This is a genomic window from Limnohabitans sp., assembly GCF_044361645.1.
Classification (GTDB): domain Bacteria; phylum Pseudomonadota; class Gammaproteobacteria; order Burkholderiales; family Burkholderiaceae_C; genus Limnohabitans_A.
In genome coordinates, this window is the sequence record NZ_JBIKIL010000019.1 from 1 (window position 1) to 17,726 (window position 17,726).

19 protein-coding genes and 1 pseudogene are annotated in these 17,726 nt (G+C 62.8%); 11 read left to right on the forward strand and 9 right to left on the reverse strand.

Features of this window, described 5'->3' with window-relative positions:
* Positions 1-1,654: FAD-dependent oxidoreductase (locus tag ACIQ39_RS04780; RefSeq protein ID WP_396433465.1), on the reverse strand; the 1,654-nt coding region annotated here is incomplete at its 3' end.
* Between the two features lie 240 nt (positions 1,655-1,894).
* Between ACIQ39_RS04780 and ACIQ39_RS04785 the strand changes: the two genes are divergently transcribed.
* The 4 genes from ACIQ39_RS04785 (at position 1,895) to ACIQ39_RS04800 (ending at position 5,369) form a co-directional block, all read left to right on the forward strand.
* Positions 1,895-2,668 carry a FadR/GntR family transcriptional regulator gene (locus ACIQ39_RS04785; protein WP_396433466.1) on the forward strand — a complete coding sequence of 258 codons (774 nt, stop codon included), beginning with the start codon at positions 1,895-1,897 and terminating at the stop codon, positions 2,666-2,668.
* Positions 2,669-2,740: 72 nt separating this feature from the next.
* Entirely contained in the window at positions 2,741-3,535 is a 795-nt protein-coding gene (locus ACIQ39_RS04790; RefSeq protein ID WP_396433467.1) for an SDR family oxidoreductase, read from the forward strand.
* 147 nt (positions 3,536-3,682) lie between these two features.
* Positions 3,683-4,222: a lipocalin family protein gene (locus tag ACIQ39_RS04795; protein ID WP_396433503.1), complete on the forward strand. Its 540-nt coding sequence runs from the start codon at positions 3,683-3,685 to the stop codon at positions 4,220-4,222.
* 196 nt (positions 4,223-4,418) lie between these two features.
* Positions 4,419-5,369: an oxygenase MpaB family protein gene (locus ACIQ39_RS04800; protein WP_396433468.1), complete on the forward strand. Its 951-nt coding sequence runs from the start codon at positions 4,419-4,421 to the stop codon at positions 5,367-5,369.
* Here the strand turns inward: ACIQ39_RS04800 and ACIQ39_RS04805 are convergent.
* The 3 genes from ACIQ39_RS04805 to ACIQ39_RS04815 all read right to left on the reverse strand — a co-directional run bounded on the left by ACIQ39_RS04805 (position 5,347) and on the right by ACIQ39_RS04815 (position 8,265).
* Complete coding sequence (locus ACIQ39_RS04805) at positions 5,347-5,775, reverse strand: c-type cytochrome (RefSeq protein ID WP_396433469.1); 429 nt, start codon at positions 5,773-5,775, stop codon at positions 5,347-5,349. The genes ACIQ39_RS04800 and ACIQ39_RS04805 overlap by 23 nt on opposite strands.
* Before the next feature lie 343 nt (positions 5,776-6,118).
* The gene (gene pcp / locus ACIQ39_RS04810; RefSeq protein WP_396433470.1) at positions 6,119-6,784 is read right to left on the reverse strand and encodes a pyroglutamyl-peptidase I; all 666 of its coding nucleotides are present in this window, start codon (positions 6,782-6,784) and stop codon (positions 6,119-6,121) included.
* Between the two features lie 44 nt (positions 6,785-6,828).
* Positions 6,829-8,265 carry an NAD-dependent succinate-semialdehyde dehydrogenase gene (locus ACIQ39_RS04815; protein ID WP_396433471.1) on the reverse strand — a complete coding sequence of 479 codons (1,437 nt, stop codon included), beginning with the start codon at positions 8,263-8,265 and terminating at the stop codon, positions 6,829-6,831.
* A 498-nt stretch (positions 8,266-8,763) separates the two neighbouring features.
* On the opposite strand from ACIQ39_RS04815, the pseudogene ACIQ39_RS04820 reads away from it, so the two are divergent.
* Positions 8,764-8,952, forward strand: a pseudogene (locus ACIQ39_RS04820) (NIPSNAP family protein); the annotation flags it as partial.
* A gap of 126 nt (positions 8,953-9,078) precedes the next feature.
* Here the strand turns inward: ACIQ39_RS04820 and ACIQ39_RS04825 are convergent.
* The 3 genes from ACIQ39_RS04825 to ACIQ39_RS04835 form a co-directional block, all read right to left on the reverse strand.
* Entirely contained in the window at positions 9,079-9,798 is a 720-nt protein-coding gene (locus ACIQ39_RS04825) for an SDR family NAD(P)-dependent oxidoreductase (RefSeq protein ID WP_396433472.1), read from the reverse strand.
* Between the two features lie 213 nt (positions 9,799-10,011).
* Positions 10,012-10,239 (reverse strand): hypothetical protein, encoded by a 228-nt coding sequence (locus ACIQ39_RS04830; RefSeq protein WP_396433473.1) that lies wholly within the window; start codon positions 10,237-10,239, stop codon positions 10,012-10,014.
* Between the two features lie 12 nt (positions 10,240-10,251).
* The gene (locus tag ACIQ39_RS04835) at positions 10,252-10,533 is read right to left on the reverse strand and encodes a hypothetical protein (protein ID WP_396433474.1); all 282 of its coding nucleotides are present in this window, start codon (positions 10,531-10,533) and stop codon (positions 10,252-10,254) included.
* A gap of 279 nt (positions 10,534-10,812) precedes the next feature.
* On the opposite strand from ACIQ39_RS04835, the gene ACIQ39_RS04840 reads away from it, so the two are divergent.
* From ACIQ39_RS04840 to otnI, 6 genes are read left to right on the forward strand one after another with little or no spacing between them, the layout of a single operon-like run.
* A complete protein-coding gene (locus ACIQ39_RS04840) occupies positions 10,813-11,787 on the forward strand; it encodes a Bug family tripartite tricarboxylate transporter substrate binding protein (RefSeq protein ID WP_396433475.1) in 975 nt (324 codons plus the stop codon).
* A 52-nt stretch (positions 11,788-11,839) separates the two neighbouring features.
* Positions 11,840-12,739, forward strand: coding sequence for an L-threonate dehydrogenase (gene ltnD / locus ACIQ39_RS04845; protein ID WP_396433476.1), 900 nt, complete (start codon positions 11,840-11,842; stop codon positions 12,737-12,739).
* Entirely contained in the window at positions 12,736-14,016 is a 1,281-nt protein-coding gene (otnK, locus tag ACIQ39_RS04850; RefSeq protein ID WP_396433477.1) for a 3-oxo-tetronate kinase, read from the forward strand. Before ltnD ends, otnK begins: the two co-directional genes overlap by 4 nt.
* Before the next feature lie 2 nt (positions 14,017-14,018).
* On the forward strand, positions 14,019-14,678 hold the full coding sequence (locus tag ACIQ39_RS04855; protein ID WP_396433504.1) for an aldolase: 660 nt from the start codon (positions 14,019-14,021) through the stop codon (positions 14,676-14,678).
* Positions 14,679-14,686: 8 nt separating this feature from the next.
* Positions 14,687-15,217, forward strand: coding sequence for a hypothetical protein (locus tag ACIQ39_RS04860; protein ID WP_396433478.1), 531 nt, complete (start codon positions 14,687-14,689; stop codon positions 15,215-15,217).
* 14 nt (positions 15,218-15,231) lie between these two features.
* Positions 15,232-16,065, forward strand: a complete 834-nt coding sequence (gene otnI / locus ACIQ39_RS04865; RefSeq protein WP_396433479.1) for a 2-oxo-tetronate isomerase — start codon at positions 15,232-15,234, stop codon at positions 16,063-16,065.
* Between the two features lie 20 nt (positions 16,066-16,085).
* Here the strand turns inward: otnI and ACIQ39_RS04870 are convergent, their stop codons facing one another.
* Entirely contained in the window at positions 16,086-16,601 is a 516-nt protein-coding gene (locus ACIQ39_RS04870) for a molybdopterin cofactor-binding domain-containing protein (RefSeq protein ID WP_396433480.1), read from the reverse strand.
* A 114-nt stretch (positions 16,602-16,715) separates the two neighbouring features.
* Entirely contained in the window at positions 16,716-17,717 is a 1,002-nt protein-coding gene (locus tag ACIQ39_RS04875) for an XdhC family protein (RefSeq protein WP_396433481.1), read from the reverse strand.
* Positions 17,718-17,726 lie beyond the last annotated feature (9 nt).

A 17,726-nucleotide genomic window follows, 5' to 3' on the forward strand; every position in this document is an offset into this window, starting at 1 on the left:
CCGCTTGCCCCAAGGCGCGGGCCATGGCCGCTTGCAGTTGGGCGCTGTCCAGGTTGCGCCAGCGCGCCAGCACATGCTGGTCGGGGCGCAGCAAATAGGTGGTGCCAGGCTGGGCATCGTAGCGCTTGGCCATCCAGCCTTGCGTGTCCGCCAGCACTTGGAGGCCGGGCACTTGCAGGGCTTGGCGACACACGATCAAGCTGTGCACTGGCACCGCGCCGAGTTTCAGGGCTTGCAGCTTGGCCAGCGTTTGGGTATCGGGCATGGCATCAACAAAGTGCAAGGCCGCAAAACCTTTGCCGACCTGGTCGAGCAGCCAGGCGTCTTGACCAGCCACCTGCACAGGCGCGTCGTCCATGGGTGCGCCGGGCACCATATTGCCCACAAACGCGTCGGCATCGGGCGTGTTGAGCACCGAGCCGGTGAGGAAAGACGGCACCGACAAGCGGCCAGAATTGACCAGCTTGCGCGCAAACGGGTGGTGTTTGGCCAGCGCCAGCACTTGGTTGCGAAAGCATTTGCTGGTACGGCTCTTGGGTGTGATGAAGTCGGTCGAACGCGTGGAGTTCATGATGTTTTCGTCGGCGGCAAACTGGCGGTCCATCGCGTAAGTGTCGAGCAATTGTTCGCTGGCATGGCCTTGGATGACCAGGCCCAATTTCCACATCAGATCGTCGGCATCTTGAAAGCCCGAGTTGGCCCCGCGTGCGCCAAAGGGCGAGACCTGGTGCGCCGCGTCGCCTGCGAACAGCACGCGGCCGTGGCGAAAGTCGGTCATGCGGCGGCATTGAAAGGTGTAGACGCTGACCCACTCGAGCTCAAACGGCCGTTCGTCGCCCAACATGGCCTGCAGTCGCGGGATGACTTTTTCGGGCTTCTTTTCTTCTTCGGGGTCGGCGTCCCAGCCGAGCTGAAAGTCGATGCGCCAGACGTTGTTGCTTTGTTTGTGCAGCAACACGCTTTGGTTGGGGTGAAAGGGCGGGTCAAACCAGAACCAGCGCTCTGCGGGATAGTCGGCTTTCATGATCACATCAGCAATCAAAAAGCGGTCCTGGAACACGCGGCCCTCGATGTCCAGGCCCAGATGGCGGCGAACGGGGCTGCGCGCGCCATCGGCCACCACCAGCCAGTCGGCTTCGATGTCGAAGCTGCCGTCGGGCGTTTCGACCGTCAGCGCAGCGTGCGCGTCATGCGGTGTGACCGCGCTGACCTTGTGCTGCCAGCGGATGTCCGCGCCCAGCTCCAGCGCACGGGCAATCAGCATTTCCTCGATGTGGTATTGCTGCAGGTTGATCATGCCGGGGCGTTTGTGGCCCGCGTCGGGTACCAGGTTGAATTGGTAAACCTCGTCTTGCTCCAAAAAAGTGCGGCCCACGTTCCAGCTCACGCCCAATTGGCAGGCTTGATCAGCGATACCCAGTCGGTCCAAAATTTCAAGCGAACGCTTGGCGTAGCACACCGCCCGCGAGCCGACCGAGACGGTTTTGTCGTCGTCCAGCACCAGCACGGGCAGGCCTTGCAAGCGGGCGTCAATCGCAGCGGCCAGGCCCACGGGCCCTGCACCAATGACGACCAGCGGTTTGCGCTGCGGCGGTGTGGCCATCAGGTCGGCCGGCGACTTGTAGGGGTAAGTCGGGTTGACATAAGCACCCATATCACGAACTCCAAAAGGTTTGAAAAAGCAGCTTGCGATGCCCGGGTGGTAATTTACCATTGATAAATCGATTTTACTAAACGTAATTTTAGGCGTTCGGCGTTCGGCGTTTGGGGTTAAGCGTTCCGCGTCCTGGCTTGAACACCAATTCCCAAGGCCCAAGGCCTGAACGACATCTCTTTGACAGCAGCCCGCAGCACGGCCCGGTATGCTCGGGTCTGTTTTTTGTATGACAAGTCTATGAATCAGCATTTCACGCCAGTGTTCAGCGGTGCGCGTTTGTCCGACCAGGTGGCGGAGCAACTGAGCGCCGAGATCAAGCAAGGGCGACTGGCCCCCGGCGACAAACTGCCCACCGAGGCGCGCTTGGTGGAGCAGTTTCAGGTCAGCCGTACCGTGGTGCGCGAGGCGGTTTCGCGGCTCAAGTCCTTAGGTCTGCTGGAGTCGCGTCAAGGCAGCGGGGTGTTTGTGAGTGCCCAATTGCCGTTTGCGCCACTCCAATTTGAGGCCCGGCTTGCGGCATCGCAAGAGGCGGTGGTGCAGATGGTTGAGCTGCGCCGCGCTCTGGAGGCTGAGGTGGCCGCGTTGGCCGCCGAGCGACGCCGTGCCAGCGATTTGCGCGCCATGGCGCATGCCGTTCAGGCTTTGGACCGAGCCGTGCAGGCGGGTGGCGATGGCGTGGCCGAGGATGTGAAGTTTCACAGTGCCATTGCCAGGGCCGCGCGCAACCCTTTTTTGATCCAAACACTCGACTATTTGAGCCAGTTCATGCACGGCGCGACCCGGGTCACCCGCGCCAATGAGGCACGGCGCGGCGACTTTGTTGAACAAGTGCGGGCCGAGCACCAGGCCATCTTGCTGGCGGTGCAAGCGGGCATGCCCGAACAAGCCCGGCAAGCCGCTGCAGCGCACATGGGCAATGCGATCTGTCGCATCCAAAGCGCCGACCCGGCCTTTTGGCTGCAAGAGGGCGAACGGCTGGCGCAAGCCTTGGTCAAAGGGCTCAGGCGCTGAGCTGGCGACAGGCCAAGAGCGGCGAGTGAGCCTGCAGTTTTGTTGATTCACCACACACCACAAAGGACCCCCATGGACCTGCATTTGAGCGACAAACACATCCTCATCACCGGCGCCAGCAAAGGCATTGGCCTGGCCTGTGCAAAAGGCTTTTTGGCCGAGGGTGGCCGGGTGAGCCTGGTCTCGCGTGACAGCGCCAACCTGGCGCGGGCGCAGCAGCAGTTGCTGGCCGCTGACCCGGGCGCGCGCATCCACACCGTGGCGGCCAATTTGCGCGATGCCTCGGCGGCGCTGGCGGCCCTGGATTCGGCCGAAGCCGCGTTCGGCCCGGTGGATGTGCTGGTCAATTCGGCGGGGGCGGCCAAGCGCACACCTGCGCCCGAACTCACGCCCGAGGCCTTTGCCGACGCCATGCAGGCCAAGTACTTCACCACCATCCACATGCTCACGCCGTGCATCCAGCGCATGGGCGCACGCGGGCAGGGCGCGGTGGTCAATGTGGTGGGCAATGGCGGCAAGGTGGCCAGCACCATCCATTTGCCCGGTGGCGCTGCCAATGCGGCGCTGATGTTGGTGAGCGCGGGCTTTGCCGCAGCTTATGGCGCGCAAGGCATACGCGTGAACGCCGTCAACCCCGGCCTGACCTTGACCGAGCGCTTGCACGAGGGCTTTGCCGCAGACGCCCGAAGCCAAGGCCTGAGCCCCGACGAAGTCATGGCGCAAGCGGTGGCCAAGATCCCGCTGGGCCGCATGGCCGAACCCGAAGAAATCGCCAATGCGGTGCTGTTCTTGGCATCCATCCAAGCCAGCTACATCACCGGCATTTGCATGAGCATGGATGGGGCACTGAACCCGATCGTGGTGTAACGGACAGACCCGATGCACTCGTTGTGGCAAGCTTGTCGCCACCACGCAGCCTCACTTGGCTGCCCTGAACTGGACATGCCCATGAACCCCACACCCCATCCGATGAACGCGCCCAGCCAATGGGCCAGTCAAGCCACTGCGCTCAAGATGGCCGCAGGACTGTTGGCCTTGGCATTGAGCGTTTGTGCCAGCACGGGTCCGGCGCTGGCCGAACCCGTGCCTTTGCAAACCGTCCCTTCGGTCGATGTGCCACGTTACATGGGCACTTGGTACGAGATCGCCAAATACCCCAACTGGTTTCAAAACAAATGTGTCAGCAGCACCCAGGCCACCTACACGCTGCAAGCCGACGGCCGGGTGCAAGTGCGCAACCGCTGCAAAACCGACAAGGGCGAGTGGAGCGAAGCGCTGGGTGCGGCACGCCAAATCGGCGGGCCAAACTCACCCCGGCTCAAAGTGCGCTTTGCCCCCGAGTGGCTGTCCTTCATCCCTGTGGTTTGGGGCGACTACTGGATCATCGATTTGGACCCAGACTACCAGTGGGTGGTGGTGAGCGAGCCTGATCGAGCGTATTTGTGGATCTTGTCGCGCACGCCGCAGATGCCTGCAACCACCTACCAAGACTTGCTGGGCAAGCTGCACGACCGAGGCTTTGATTTGAAACGGATCGAGCCCAGTCGGCCCTGAGCGGTTGCTTGACCCGGTGTGAAAGCGCACAGGCCCCAATGCCGGAGCCAGCAGGCATTTGGCAGGTCCTTGCCATGGGGGCCGACTTTGTTGGGTCTTTTGACCAGATGGGGTGGCGCTTTCAAGGTCATTGCGCTGGCCTGTGCAAGGCGCTGGGCGCTGAACCACACTGGAGTTTTTTTCAAACTTGCAGGCCATGGTCAGACCAATATATTTCCAATTTCCCTTGCTCACCCAGCTGCAAACGCAGTTAGAAGGGCAGCTCAAAGCGCAGCTGGCGCAGCGTGTGCGGGCCATGACCGGGGCCAGCGGCCATGCGCAGGATTTTTTGCAGCCCGCAGGCGACCCCGGCCTGTTCGGACCCGACTCTGCCGCCTGGCAGGTGCACGCCCACTTTGTGGCCATGATGACCGGGGGCTTGTCTTCGTTGATGTTGCAGGCCTTGCACCCACGGGCTTTGGCTGCGGTGTGGGACCACTCCAGTTTTCGCAGCCAATTGCAGGCACGATTGGGACGCACCGCTTTGTTTGTGGCGACCACCACCTACGGCGGCACGGCCGCTGCCTTGCAGACCATTGAGCGGGTCAACCGCATCCACGCGCAGATTCGGGGCCACTTGCCCGATGGCACGCCCTATGAGGCCAACGACCCTGAGCTGATCCGCTGGGTGCACTTGGGCGAGACCACCAGCTTTTTGCGCGCCTACCAAGACCTGTCGCTGCAGCCTTTGCGCGCAGACAGGCAAGACCTGTACTTTGCCGAGATGGCGCAAATGGGCGAGCGCCTGGGCGCACACGGCCTGCCTCTGACACACCACCAGGCCCTGATGCAACTGCAGCATTACCGACCTCAATTGCGGGTTGACGAACGCACGCGAGAGACGATTGAGCTGATCGAGCACTACCCATGTGCGCCCCTAGACCGGCCCTTGGTCAGCCTGATCGTGCGGGCCGCGTTTCAGATGCTGCCCGATTGGGCCCTGGACATGCTGCAGCGCCAGCGCAGCTGCGCACTGGAACAGGCCGCGGTGCGCACCGCCTTGCAAGGCATGGGCGCCTCGCTGGTCTGGGCTTTTGCCGACACGGGCGTGGCCGCCCGCGCACGTCAGCGCATGGACCCGGCGTTCAAGGCTGCTGGAGTGTCTTGAGGTACATCACCAAAGACGCGACGCGCTGACTTGCCGACCATTCAGCAGTGGTGCTCGAATCGCCTGCTTGGGTCATGGCCCGCTCCTTGAACACTTGGCCCCACACGGGCATGTCACGGGACCCGTGCGGCCCTCTGTCTCCTGACCAACGGCCATCGATCACCTCTTTGAGCAAAGCCTGCGGAAATGGGCCCCCATAGCGATGCGCTATTTGCGTCAGATCGGCGGGCGGCTTGACCAAAAAAGAACCCACTGGCCCATCGCCCTTGGCCGATATGCCGTGGCAACTGGCGCAGTTGTCCATGTAATCGGCCCGCCCCAAGCCCGCCGAAGTCTGAGCCCAAGCCGCAGCTGTGATGCTGAGGAGGCTGGCGACCACGGCGCGCTGCATGGTGTGGCTGTTCATAGAAGCTCCCGTCGTTTTGTATGGACCTCATCATCGGCAAAGAGGCCTGTCCAAGTCTGTGCGTTGGCGTGCCCAAAGGGGTGGTCCTTGCGGGCGATGTATCGACAGCTTGCTTGGCCTGGGTCAGGGGCCAGCGGTCATCCGGCGCTGGCAGTGGACGTGTGAAAAGCGCAGCGCTGCACACGGAGTTGCGGGTCGTCGTTCGGGATGACACGCGCAGGCGGTGGTGGCAAGAGCAGTTCGGACTGAAAAGAAAAGCAAGAAAGGAGGCTTGTTTTTTGAGCGCAATATGGTCGGGCCGAGTGGGTCTGGCGCTATCCGCAGCGGGTCAATGCAGGGGCGCTCAGTTCAGCGCACCGTCGCCCCAAGCCACATCGCCCAGCCCCTGCTGCCGATGCGCCACCAACAAGGCCAAGGCTTGCTGCACACCCGCAATCTGAAGGCCAACAGGCCAACTCGGCAGTGCGGGGCCTGGCCATTGGGCGGCTTGTTCGGGCAACAGCGGCAGGTGCACAAAGCCGCTGTGCACGCCCCGTCCCGCCAGCGTGTGCTGCAGGGCATAAAACACTTGGTTGCAAACAAAGCTGCCTGCGCTTGGCGACACCGAGGCCGGAAAGCCCGCGGCCTTCAAACCCAACACCAGCGATTTGATGGGCAAAGTGCTGAAGTAAGCGGCAGGCCCCCCTGCGCTGACGGGGATATCGATGGGCTGCTGACCGGCGTTGTCGGGTATGCGGGCGTCCAGCACATTGATGGCCACACGCTCCACCGAAAAGTCGCAACGCCCCTCGGCCTGGCCCAGTGCCAACACGATGTCAGGCACGTCTGCCAAAGCTTGCTGCAATGTGGCTAGCGCTTGGGCAAACACGCAGGGCAACTGCAAGGCCGTGACCTGCGCCCCCGCCACCCACACGCCGTGCAGGGCACGCGCCACTTCCCAAGAGGGGTTGAGGCTTTGCCCGCCAAATGGTTCAAAACCCGTCAACAAGATGCGCATGGGTTGGAGCATGTGTACTTTCAAAGCCTCAGGCTGTGAACCTTGGTCTTGCGGTTTTAAGCGTGGAAGATCGACACCGTCTTGGTGTTCAGGTAAGCGTCTAAGGCCTCAGGGCCGCCCTCGGAGCCGTAGCCCGAATCTTTCATGCCGCCAAAGGGCAGCTCAGGCCAGGGCGCGGCCGGTTGGTTGACCCAGAGCATGCCCACGTCCAGGCGCTGATTTAACAGGTGCATGGTTTTCATCGAGTTGGTGAAGGCATAGCCCGCCAGGCCAAACGGCAAGCTGTTGGCCTCGGCAATGGCGTCTTCGATCTTCTCGAAACTGCGGATCGCGGCGATCGGGCCAAAGGGCTCGTGGTTCACCACGTCGGCGTTCAACGGCACATGCGACAGCACGGTGGGCGCAAAAAAGTGGCCCTGGGTGCCGATGCGCTCACCGCCGGTGAGCAGCTTGGCACCTTTGGCACGGGCGTCTTGCACGATGGCCTGCATGGCCAGCAGGCGCCGCTCGTTGGCCAAAGGCCCCATTTGGGTGCTTGCGGCCAGGCCGTCGCCCACTTGCAGGGCTTGTGCTTGTGCGGCATAACGCTGCGCAAATTCCTCGGCGATGGCGTGGTGCACCAAAAAGCGGGTGGGCGAGATGCAGACCTGGCCCGCGTTGCGGAACTTGGCCGCCCCAGCGGTCTTCAAGGCCAGGCCAATGTCGGCGTCCTCGGCCAAGATGACCGGGGCATGGCCGCCCAGCTCCATGGTGACCCGCTTCATGTGCTGGCCCGCCAAGGCCGCCAGTTGCTTGCCCACGGGGGTGGAGCCGGTGAAGGTGATCTTGCGGATCAGCGGGTGGGCGATCAGGTAGTTCGAGATCTCGGCCGGTGTGCCGTAGACCAAACCGATCACGCCCGCGGGCACGCCCGCATCGTGAAAAGCACGGATCAACTCGGCCGGGGCGGCCGGGGTTTCCTCCGGGGCTTTGACGATGATCGAGCAACCCGTGGCCAAGGCCGCCGACATCTTGCGCACCGCCTGGTTGATGGGGAAGTTCCAGGGCGTGAAGGCGGCCACAGGGCCAACGGGCAGTTTCAGCACCTGCTGCTGCACATGCACATTGCGCGGCGGCACGATGCGGCCATGCACGCGGCGGCCTTCCTCGGCAAACCACTCGATGATGTCGGCCGCCGACATGACCTCGACCTTGGCTTCGGCCAGGGGCTTGCCTTGCTCTAGCGTCAGCAGCTCGGCAATCAAAGGGGCGCGCTCGCGCATCAGCGCGGCGGCTTTGCGCAAAACAGCGCTGCGCTCGTTGGCGGGCGTGTCGCGCCAAATTTCAAAGCCCTTGTGCGCAGCCTGCGCGGCCCGCTCCAAATCGGGAATGCCCGCATGGGCCAGGCGGCCGATTTCGCTGCCGTTGGCGGGGTTGAACACGGCCAAGCTGCGGCCATCTTGCGCATCGCACCACTGGCCGTTGATGAAAAGTTGGGTGTTGGGGTAGGTCATGGGGGGTTCCAGTCAAAAAAGTCGGTAAAAGTCTGGGCCGATTGTGGCTTGAAACACAGGGCGCTGCCATCAACACCGTGACAGACGCCGCTGATGTCTTGGTGCAGGGCGCATGTCTTGTGGTGTGTCAAAGGGCCAGTCAAGGCCATGGTGTTTGTCATCACGGATTGGTTAGCTTTTTTTAGCATCCCGGTCTTTCGCCTGGGGCCGGTGCTGAGGGCTGTTTTTTGCGAAGGGCAGGGCTGGCGGTGAAGTCTGGATTTCGGTTCTTCGCCCGGGATGACGCAAAGCCGACCGGGCACACGTGGCGGCCTGACCTGGAGTGGACAGGGGCTGCACAGGTTTTTGGGTGCCGTGGTGTGCTGCCAGGCCAGCGGGGTCGCCGGGTGGACAGGGGTGCTTCAAAGTGCCGCTAAAGTGAAAGGGTTTGAAAATCAACACACTGGAGACCCCATGGCCATTTACGAATTGCGCACCTATTCTGTGATCGTCGGAAAAATGTCCGAAGTCACCTCGCACTACAAAAACGAGGGATGGCCCGTCTTGGCCAAGCACCCGCAAAAGCTGGTGGGCTATTTCACTGGCGACGTGGGTGCGATGAACGAGCTGATCCATGTCTGGAAATTCGACGACGACGCCGACCGCCGCGCCTTTTGGGCCGGGGTGTTTGCCGACCCTGAGTTCATGGCCTTTGCCGCCAAAATTCGCCCGCTGATGCGCGAGCAAAACAACAAGCTCTGCTGTCCGCGCCTTGGGGGCCACAGCCCTGAGCGTTTGGCAAGGTGCCCAAGGCGCGGCCCTTGCGTTCTGAGCTCACTGAATCAGGTAACCCCCGTCCACGGGCAGCACCACTCCCGTGATGAAGCGTGCCGCTGTGCTGGCCAAAAACAGCACCGGGTCGGCCACGTCCTCGGGTCGGCCCCAGCGGCCCAAAGGGGTGCGACCCATAATCTGTGCGCTGCGTGTGGGGTCGTCTTGCAAGGCTTGGGTCAAAGGGGTGGCGATCCAGCCCGGGGCCACCGCGTTCACCCGAATCCCGTCGACCGCATAGGCAATGGCCAGCGACTTGGTCAACTGCGCCACGCCACCTTTGCTGGCGCTGTAGCCCGGCGTCAGCCCGCCTCCAAAAAAACTCAGCATCGATGCGGTGTTGACGATGCAGCCTTGGCGTGCCTTCAGGCCCTCGCGGGCAGCGGCGCAGGTGCGCATGGTGCCGTTCAGGTTGATGTCCACAGTTTGCGCAAACACCTCGGGGTCATGCTCGATGTTGCGCTGGATGATGCCCGCGCAGTTGACCAGCACATCAAAGTCGGCAAATTCGCCCAGGTAATTTTGCACATGGGCGTTTTGCCGCACATCCAGCACATGAAACGCCACCAAACGGTTGGCTGCCAAGGATTGCGCCGCCTCGACCTCGGCCTGGGTCGCACCGGTGGCGGTGACGCTGGCCCCCGTGGCTGCAAAGGCCCGAGCAATCGCAGCGCCAATGCCGCTGGTGCCCCCGGTGATGAATACTTTTCGAGTCGTGTCCATGGCGTGCTGTCCTTGCCGAAGTTCTAAAAAACAATCCGGCGTGATGGTACCTCTAAATACCCCCTGCCTATGCAACGCCAATGTCACCCTCGAAGATGAAAAAGTCTGGGGCGTTGCCCATGGCGGGTGATGTCATCACTGCAATCGCCCACACCTTCAGCCCACCCCTTCAGCCCACCCCTTCAGCACGGCCGGCAGCACCTCGACCATGCCCTAAGGCCCGGTCAGTTCACCGGTCAAAGTCTGGCCTTGTGTCTGGCCTTGTGCTTGCAGTTGAACGGCTTGCAACAGGCCGTCGGCGTTGACGAAGCTGAAAGGCAATTGGGCACCCTCGCTGCGCGCGCCCAGCAAGGGCTGCACCTGCGTGCCCCAAGCCAAGCTGCCACCCACGCCTTGGTGCTGCGGCCTGCGCTGCCGTTTTGCAGGGCCGCGGCGCTCCAAGCCTTGGAGCGCCTACTGCCCAGCGAGCATGGCGGGAACGGTCCACAAATGGCCGGTTTGGGTGACCACGCTGGCCTTGGAGAAGTCTTCTTTGAAGATGTCGCCATGCACGATGCGCACGCGCTCGGCCACCCCGGCCCGCTGCGCGTTGCGCTGGGCCAAGCCTGCCAGGTCTTTGTTGTACTCAATGCCCATTTGGCCCAGCTTGGGGACGTAAGTTTCGGGGGGCAGGCTGGCGCAGGCTTGCAAAAGCAGCAAAAAGGCCAGGAGCAGGCTGCGTCGTGTGGTCAGCATGATTGGGGCCGCTGGGCTTAGGGTCAGGGTGGTGCTGAGCTGAGCGTGAATGTCCAGGCACGGCGGTCACTTGTGGCCTGCTGCCTGAGCTCAATGGGTCTTTTCGCCCAGCTGTCACAAGGCATGCGCTCCAGCTTGTCAAAGGGGCGGTGACCTGAGGGGCATCCACACGGCCAGCACGCCCAGGCTCACAGGTGCCGCTTGTCAGTGTTCACCCCGATGCAGGTCTTGCTTAAAATTTGTATGATGACCTGATCAATTTGCAACAGGAGACACCCCATGCAACGCAGAAATTGGATCGCCGCGGCGACCGCTTTGGCCATGACCATGCCTTTTCTGGCTTCTTCAGCGCTGGCGCAAGCTTGGCCCGCACGCCCCATCAAGTTGGTTGTGCCCTTCCCGCCTGGTGGCCTGATCGACAACATGGCGCGCATGATCGCGCCGAAACTGGGGCAAGAGTTGGGCCAGTCGATTATCATCGACAACAAACCGGGTGCCGGCGGCAACCTAGGCGCGGCCGAGGCTGCGCGAGCGGCGGCTGATGGCTACACACTCTTGATGGCTTCGCCCCCGCTGACCATCAGCCCAGCGCTTTACAGCAAGTTGGTCTACAGGCCCGAGCAAATCGCCCCAGTGGCCTTGCTGGGCCGGGTTCCCAATGTGCTGATGGTCAACCCGACTTCGGGTATCAACACCTTGGCCCAACTCACCGCGCTGGCCAAGTCCAAGCCGGGTCAACTCAATTACGCGTCCAACGGACAAGGCACCTCGCTGCACCTGAGCGCCGAGTTGTACAAGAGCCAATCGGGTGCATTCGTCACGCACATACCCTACCGGGGCGCAGCAGCGGGCCTGACGGGCTTGATGGCGGGCGAGGTGCACATGATGTTTGACAACCTGCCCTCGGCGCTGGGCCTGATCAACGGCGGCAAGCTCAAGGCCCTGGCCGTGACCACGCCCCAGCGCAGCAGCGCCTTGCCCAATGTGCCCACCATGGAAGAAGCGGGCATGAAGGGTTATCAGGTGTTTGCTTGGTTTGGTGTGGCCGCGCCTGCGGGTCTGCCTGCTCCCGTGCAACAAAAGCTGGAACAAGCGCTGGAACGCGTGGCGAGCCAGCCCGAAGTGAAAGCCGCCATGCTCAAAGCCGGTGCCGAGCCTGCCTGGGCCAATGCCCAAGGCTTGGCCAGCTTCATGAAGGCCGACACCGAGCAATGGAAAAAAGTGGCGGCTTTCGCCAAAATCACGCTGGATTAACTGCCGCTTTTTTGCAACGATTGGTTTGAATGATGAACTCCGGAAAAATGACATGACAACAGTCGGTTTGATCGGTTTGGGGGCCATGGGCTCGGGCATGGCCGCTTCGCTGCGCCGTGCCGGGCACAGCGTGCAGGTGTTTGATGTGCGCCGCGAGGTGGCTGACGCCTTCACCAACGCGGGCGGCATTGCCCACGACAGCCTGGCCTCTTTGGGTGCGGCATGCGACGTGGTCGTGTCGGTGGTGGTCAATGCCGCGCAAACCGAAGCCGTGTTGTTTGGCGATGGCAGCACCCCGGGGTGTGCGGCCAGCATGAAGCCCGGCAGCGTGTTCGTGATGTGTTCCACCGTGGACCCGAACTGGTCAGTGGCTTTGGAGGCGCGCCTCGAAGCCATGGGCCTGCGCTATGTGGACGCGCCCATCTCGGGTGGCGCGGCCAAAGCGGCCAGTGGCCAGATGACCATGATGACCGCCGCCAAGCCCGAGGCCTATGCCGTGGCCGAGCCGTTTTTGAACGCCATGGCCGCCAAGGTCTACAAGCTGGGCGACAGCGCGGGCGCGGGCAGCAAAGTCAAGATCATCAACCAGTTGTTGGCCGGCGTGCACATTGCCGCGGCGGCCGAAGCCATGGCCCTTGGCCTGCGCGAGGGCGTGGACGCTGCGGCCTTGTACGAGGTGATCACGAACAGCGCGGGCAACAGCTGGATGTTTGAAAACCGCATGGCCCATGTGCTGGCGGCCGACTACACGCCGCTCTCGGCCGTGGACATTTTTGTGAAGGACTTGGGGCTGGTGCTGGACATGGCGCGGGCCAGCAAATTTCCGCTGCCGCTGTCCAGCACCGCGCACCAGATGTTCATGCAGGCCAGCACCGCAGGCTTTGCCAAAGAAGACGACAGCGCGGTGATCAAGATTTTCCCGGGCATCGAGTTGCCCAAGGGCAAAGCATGAGCGCTTTGAAACTCGGCTTGAAGTTGGGTTGTATCGCCGACGACTTCACCGGCGCCACGGATCTTGCCAACAACCTGGTGCGCTCAGGCATGCGGGTGGTGCAAACCATTGGCGTGCCTGCAGCACCGCTGGCGGCCGACGTGGACGCGGTGGTGGTGGCGCTCAAGTCGCGCACCATCCCCGCCGCCGAGGCGGTTGCGCAATCGCTGGAAGCCTTGAAGTGGCTGCAGGCGCAAGGGGCGCAACAGATTTATTTCAAATACTGCTCGACCTTTGACAGCACGCCAGGCGGCAACATCGGCCCGGTGACCGAGGCGCTGATGGAGGCGCTGGGATGCGACTTCACCATTGCGACCCCGGCCTTTCCAGACAACGGCCGCACCGTGTTCAAGGGCTATTTGTTTGCGGGCAACGTGTTGCTGAATGAAAGCGGCATGCAAAACCACCCGCTCACGCCCATGATAGACGCCAATTTGGTGCGCGTCATGCAAGCGCAAACCCAGCGCCAAGTGGGCCTGATCGACTACAAAACCGTGGGGCAAGGCGAAGCGGCCATCCGCGAACGCATCGCCGCGCTGCGCGCCGAAGGCGTGGGCGTGGCCGTGGTGGACGCGACCAGCAACGCCGACTTGTTGTTGCTGGGCCCGGCTTTGAAAGGCATGCCGCTGCTCACTGCAGGTTCTGGCGTGGCCATTGGCCTGCCCGCCAACTTTGGCCTGCAGCCTTCTGTGCAAGCCAGCCAGTTGCCTGCGGCAGCGGGCCTGCAGGCGGTGGTGTCGGGCAGTTGCTCGCTGGCCACCAACGCGCAGGTCGCGCATTTCATCGCCAGTGGCCGACCCGCCATGGCCATCGCTCCCGCCAGCTTGATGCACGGCCAAAGCGAGGCCGTGGTGCAGCAGGTGCTGGCCTGGGCCGCGCCGCTTTTGAAAGACGGCCCGGTGCTGCTGTACTCGACCGCCGAGCCCGAGGCCGTCAAAGCCGTGCAAGCGCAGCTGGGCGTGGCCGAAGCCGGCGCTTTGGTCGAACACGCACTGGCCGCTGTGGCGCGTGGTTTGGTCGGTTTGGGTGTGCGTCAGTTGGTGGTGGCGGGCGGTGAAACCTCAGGCGCTTGCGTGCAGGCGCTGGGCATTGCGCAGCTGCAAATTGGCCCGCAGATCGACCCCGGTGTGCCCTGGTGCCATGCGCCTGCCGAAATTGCGGGCGTGAACATCGCGCTCAAATCCGGCAACTTCGGCACCGAAGATTTTTTCAGCAAAGCCTTTGCGGTGTTGGCATGAGCATCACCGAAACCCAAGCTCGCGAAGACATCTGTCGTGTGGGCCGCAGCCTCTTTAAGCGCGGCTATGTGCACGCCACGGCAGGCAACATCAGCGTGCGCCTGGACGACGGGTTTTTGATCACCCCCACCGACGCCTGCTTGGGGTTTTTGGACCCGTCGCGTTTGGCCAAGCTCGACCTGCAAGGCCAGCAAATCAGTGGTGACAAGGCCAGCAAAACCATCGCCTTGCACCGCCAGATTTATGCGGCTGCATGCGTGCACGATGCCGGTACCCGCTGCGTGATCCACACCCACAGCACGCACTGCGTGGCGCTCAGCCTGAACGCCGTCGGCCCTGAATTGTTGGCCCCCATCACGCCTTACTTTGTGATGAAAGTTGGCCATGTGCCCATCGTCGCCTACCACCGCCCCGGCAGCCCGGATGCGGCCGCTGATGTGGCCAGTTTGATTGCCCACTATGCCGAACGCGGCACGCCCATACGCGCCGTGATGCTCACGCGCCTGGGCCCCAAGGTCTGGCACGACACAGCTGCTGCGGCCATGGCCACGCTTGAAGAGCTCGAAGAGACCGCCCGCTTGGTGCTGCTGGCCCCGAACACCCCCCCGCTGCCTGCTGCTGCGCTGGACGAACTGCGCCAGACTTTCAGCGCCAAGTGGTGAGCTCAGCCATGGATCGCTTCGTTCCTCGCGATGACGGTGGATTTGTCATTGGTCGTGGCGTGACCGCCATGGATCGCTTCGTTCCTCGCGATGACGGTGGATTTGTCATTGGTCGTGGCGCATCGGGCATGGATCGCTTGGTTCCTTGCGATGGCGGTGCATTCGTCATTGGGCGTGGCGTGACCGCCATGGATCGCTTGGTTCCTCGCGATGGCGGTGCATTTGTCATTGGGCGTGGCGTGACCGCCATGGATCGCTTGGTTCCTCGCGATGGCGGTGCATTTGTCATTGCGAGCGACGCATCGGGCATGGATCGCTTCGTTCCTTGCGATGACGGTGGATTTGTCATTGGTCGTGGCGTGACCGCCATGGATCGCTTCGTTCCTCGCGATGACGGTGGATTTGTCATTGGGCGTGATGCATCGGCCATGGATCGCTTGGTTCCCATGGATCGCTTGGTTCCTCGCGATGACGGTGGATTTGTCATTGCGAGCGAAGCGCGGCAATCTCTGCGTCACGTCCATGAGCTTCAACATTGAAAGAAAGAAAACCCATGCCCCGTTTTGCCGCCAACCTTTCCATGATGTACCCCGACTTGCCGTTTCTGGACCGCTTTGAAGCGGCCGCGAAAGACGGCTTCAAGGCCGTGGAGTATTTGTTTCCTTACGCTTTCCCTGCGCAAGAGCTGGCCGCCCGCTTGAAGGCCAACGGCTTGCAGCAAGTGCTGTTCAACACGCCCTCTGGTGGCACCGACACCGACAGCTTTGCCAAGGCTTGGGAAACAGGCAGTCGTGGCACGGCCAGTGTGCCCGGACGCGAATCCGAGTTCCGCACCGGTTTTGCGCAAGCCTTGCTGTATGCACAAGCCCTGAACTGCCCGCGCATCCACGCCATGGTGGGTTTGCGCGCTGAAGGTGCGCGTGCTGACATCGCAGATGCCACCCTCGTCAGCAACCTGCAATGGGCCGCTGCCGAAGCGGCCAAGGCTGGGCGGGATGTGTTGATCGAGCCGATCAACACCCGCAGCGTGCCGGGCTTTCACCTGAACCGCCAAGACCACGCCCACCGCACCGTGCAGGCGGTGGGCGCACCCAACCTGAAGGTGCAGATGGACCTGTTCCACTGCCAAATCGTGGAGGGGGATTTGAGCACCAAGATCGCTCAGTACTTGCCCACGGGCGGTGTGGGCCATTTTCAGATCGCCGAAGTGCCGCACCGCCACGAGCCCGGCACAGGCGAGGTGAACTGGCCACACATCTTTCAGACGATTGACCGCGTCAGCGCCGAAAGCGGCTGGGACGGCTGGATTGGCTGCGAGTACAACCCGGCCGATCCTTCAGCGGGCGGTACTTCACGCGGTTTGTCTTGGCTGCGGCCTTACCTGTAGGACGCACCCCAAACCAAGCATCACAGCATCGGCAGTGGCAGTGGCAGCGCACGCAAGCGCTTGCCGCTTAAAGTGGCGATCGCGTTGGCCATCTCCGGGGCCAAGGGGGGCAGGCCCACTTCGCCAATGCCGCCGGGGTGGTTGTCGGTGGGCATGAGCTTGACAAACACTTCGGGGGTCTCGTTGGCACGCAACACTCGGTAGGTGTTGAGGTTGACGTGTTGCGGTTCACCGGCCTTGAAGTCCATGCGCTCGTGCAGGGCCGCCGACAAGCCAAAGATCACCGAACCCTCGATTTGCGCTTGGATGTTTTGCGGCTGCAAGGCGTGACCGCAGTCCACCGCCGACCAGACCTTGTGCACCTTGGGTCGGCCTTGCTCGATGGACGCTTGCACCACCATGCCGCAGTGAGTGTTCCACGCGTCCGAAAACGCCAGGCCCAGGGCATGCCCTTTGGGCAGCTGGGCTTGGCCCCATTGCGGCGCTTGGGCTTTGACCCAAGCGGCTTGCAGCGCTTGGCCTGTGGCGGTCTTCATCAGGCCTTCCACGGTGCTGAGGTTTTTGCCCTCGGCCGCCGACAAGGGCAGCGCGCTAAAACGACAAACGCAGATGGCCTGTCACGCTCGGCGCAAAACAATGTCAATCCCTGCTCACACGCTCAAGCCGCACACCGTCTTGGAGTTGTCCCAACTGCTGAGCGCTTGGCTCAGGTCTGTGCCCCGGCGCATGGCGGTCATCTCGGCCACGATGCTCATGGCGATTTCGGGGGGCGTCAAAGCGCCAATGTTCAGGCCCACCGGGCCGTGCAATTGGCGCACCTCGGCCTCGCTCACATCAAAGCCCAGCAAGCGCTGGCGGCGCTGCGCGTTGTTGTGTTTCGAGCCCAAAGCGCCCACATAAAACGCCGGCGTGCGCAGCGCCTCCATCAGGGCCAAGTCGTCCAGCTTGGGGTCGTGCGTCACCGCCACCACCGCGCTGTTGTGGTCCAGTCGCATGGCCAGCACCAAGTCGTCGGGCATCTCGGTCGACACGTTCACGCCCGCCATCACCTCCCAGCCCTCGTGGTACTCAGCGCGTGGCTCGCACACTGTGACCTGGTAGTCCAGCATCACGGCCATGCTGGCCAAATAGCGCGAGAGCTGCCCGCCACCGATGATGAGCAAACGCAAACGCGGGCCGTGCACCGTGGTCAGGCTTTGCCCGTCAAACTGCAATGTGTCGCCCTCGGCCTTGCCCATGCGCACCAGGCCCGTGGCCATGTCCAAACGCCGCTGCACACGCTGGTGTTGCTCGATCTGCACCAGCAATTCGCGCAACTGCGACTGAGGGCTCAAAGGCTCCAGCACCACCTGCACCGAGCCGCCGCAGGGCAGGCCAAAGCGGCGCACCTCTTCGGCCGTTTGGCCATAGGTGGTGGTCTCGGGCAGGCGCAGGGCCAACTCGCCTGCGGCCACGCGGCGGATCAAGTCGTCTTCGATGCAGCCGCCCGAGACCGATCCGGCCACCTGCCCGTCGCCCCGGATGACCATGAGCGAGCCCGGCGGACGCGGCGCCGAACCCCAGGTGCGCACCACCGTGCCCATGACCACGCGGTGGCCCCGGTTTTGCCAGTCGAGGGCGGTGCGGATCACATCAATGTCAATGCTGTTCATGGGGCTGAC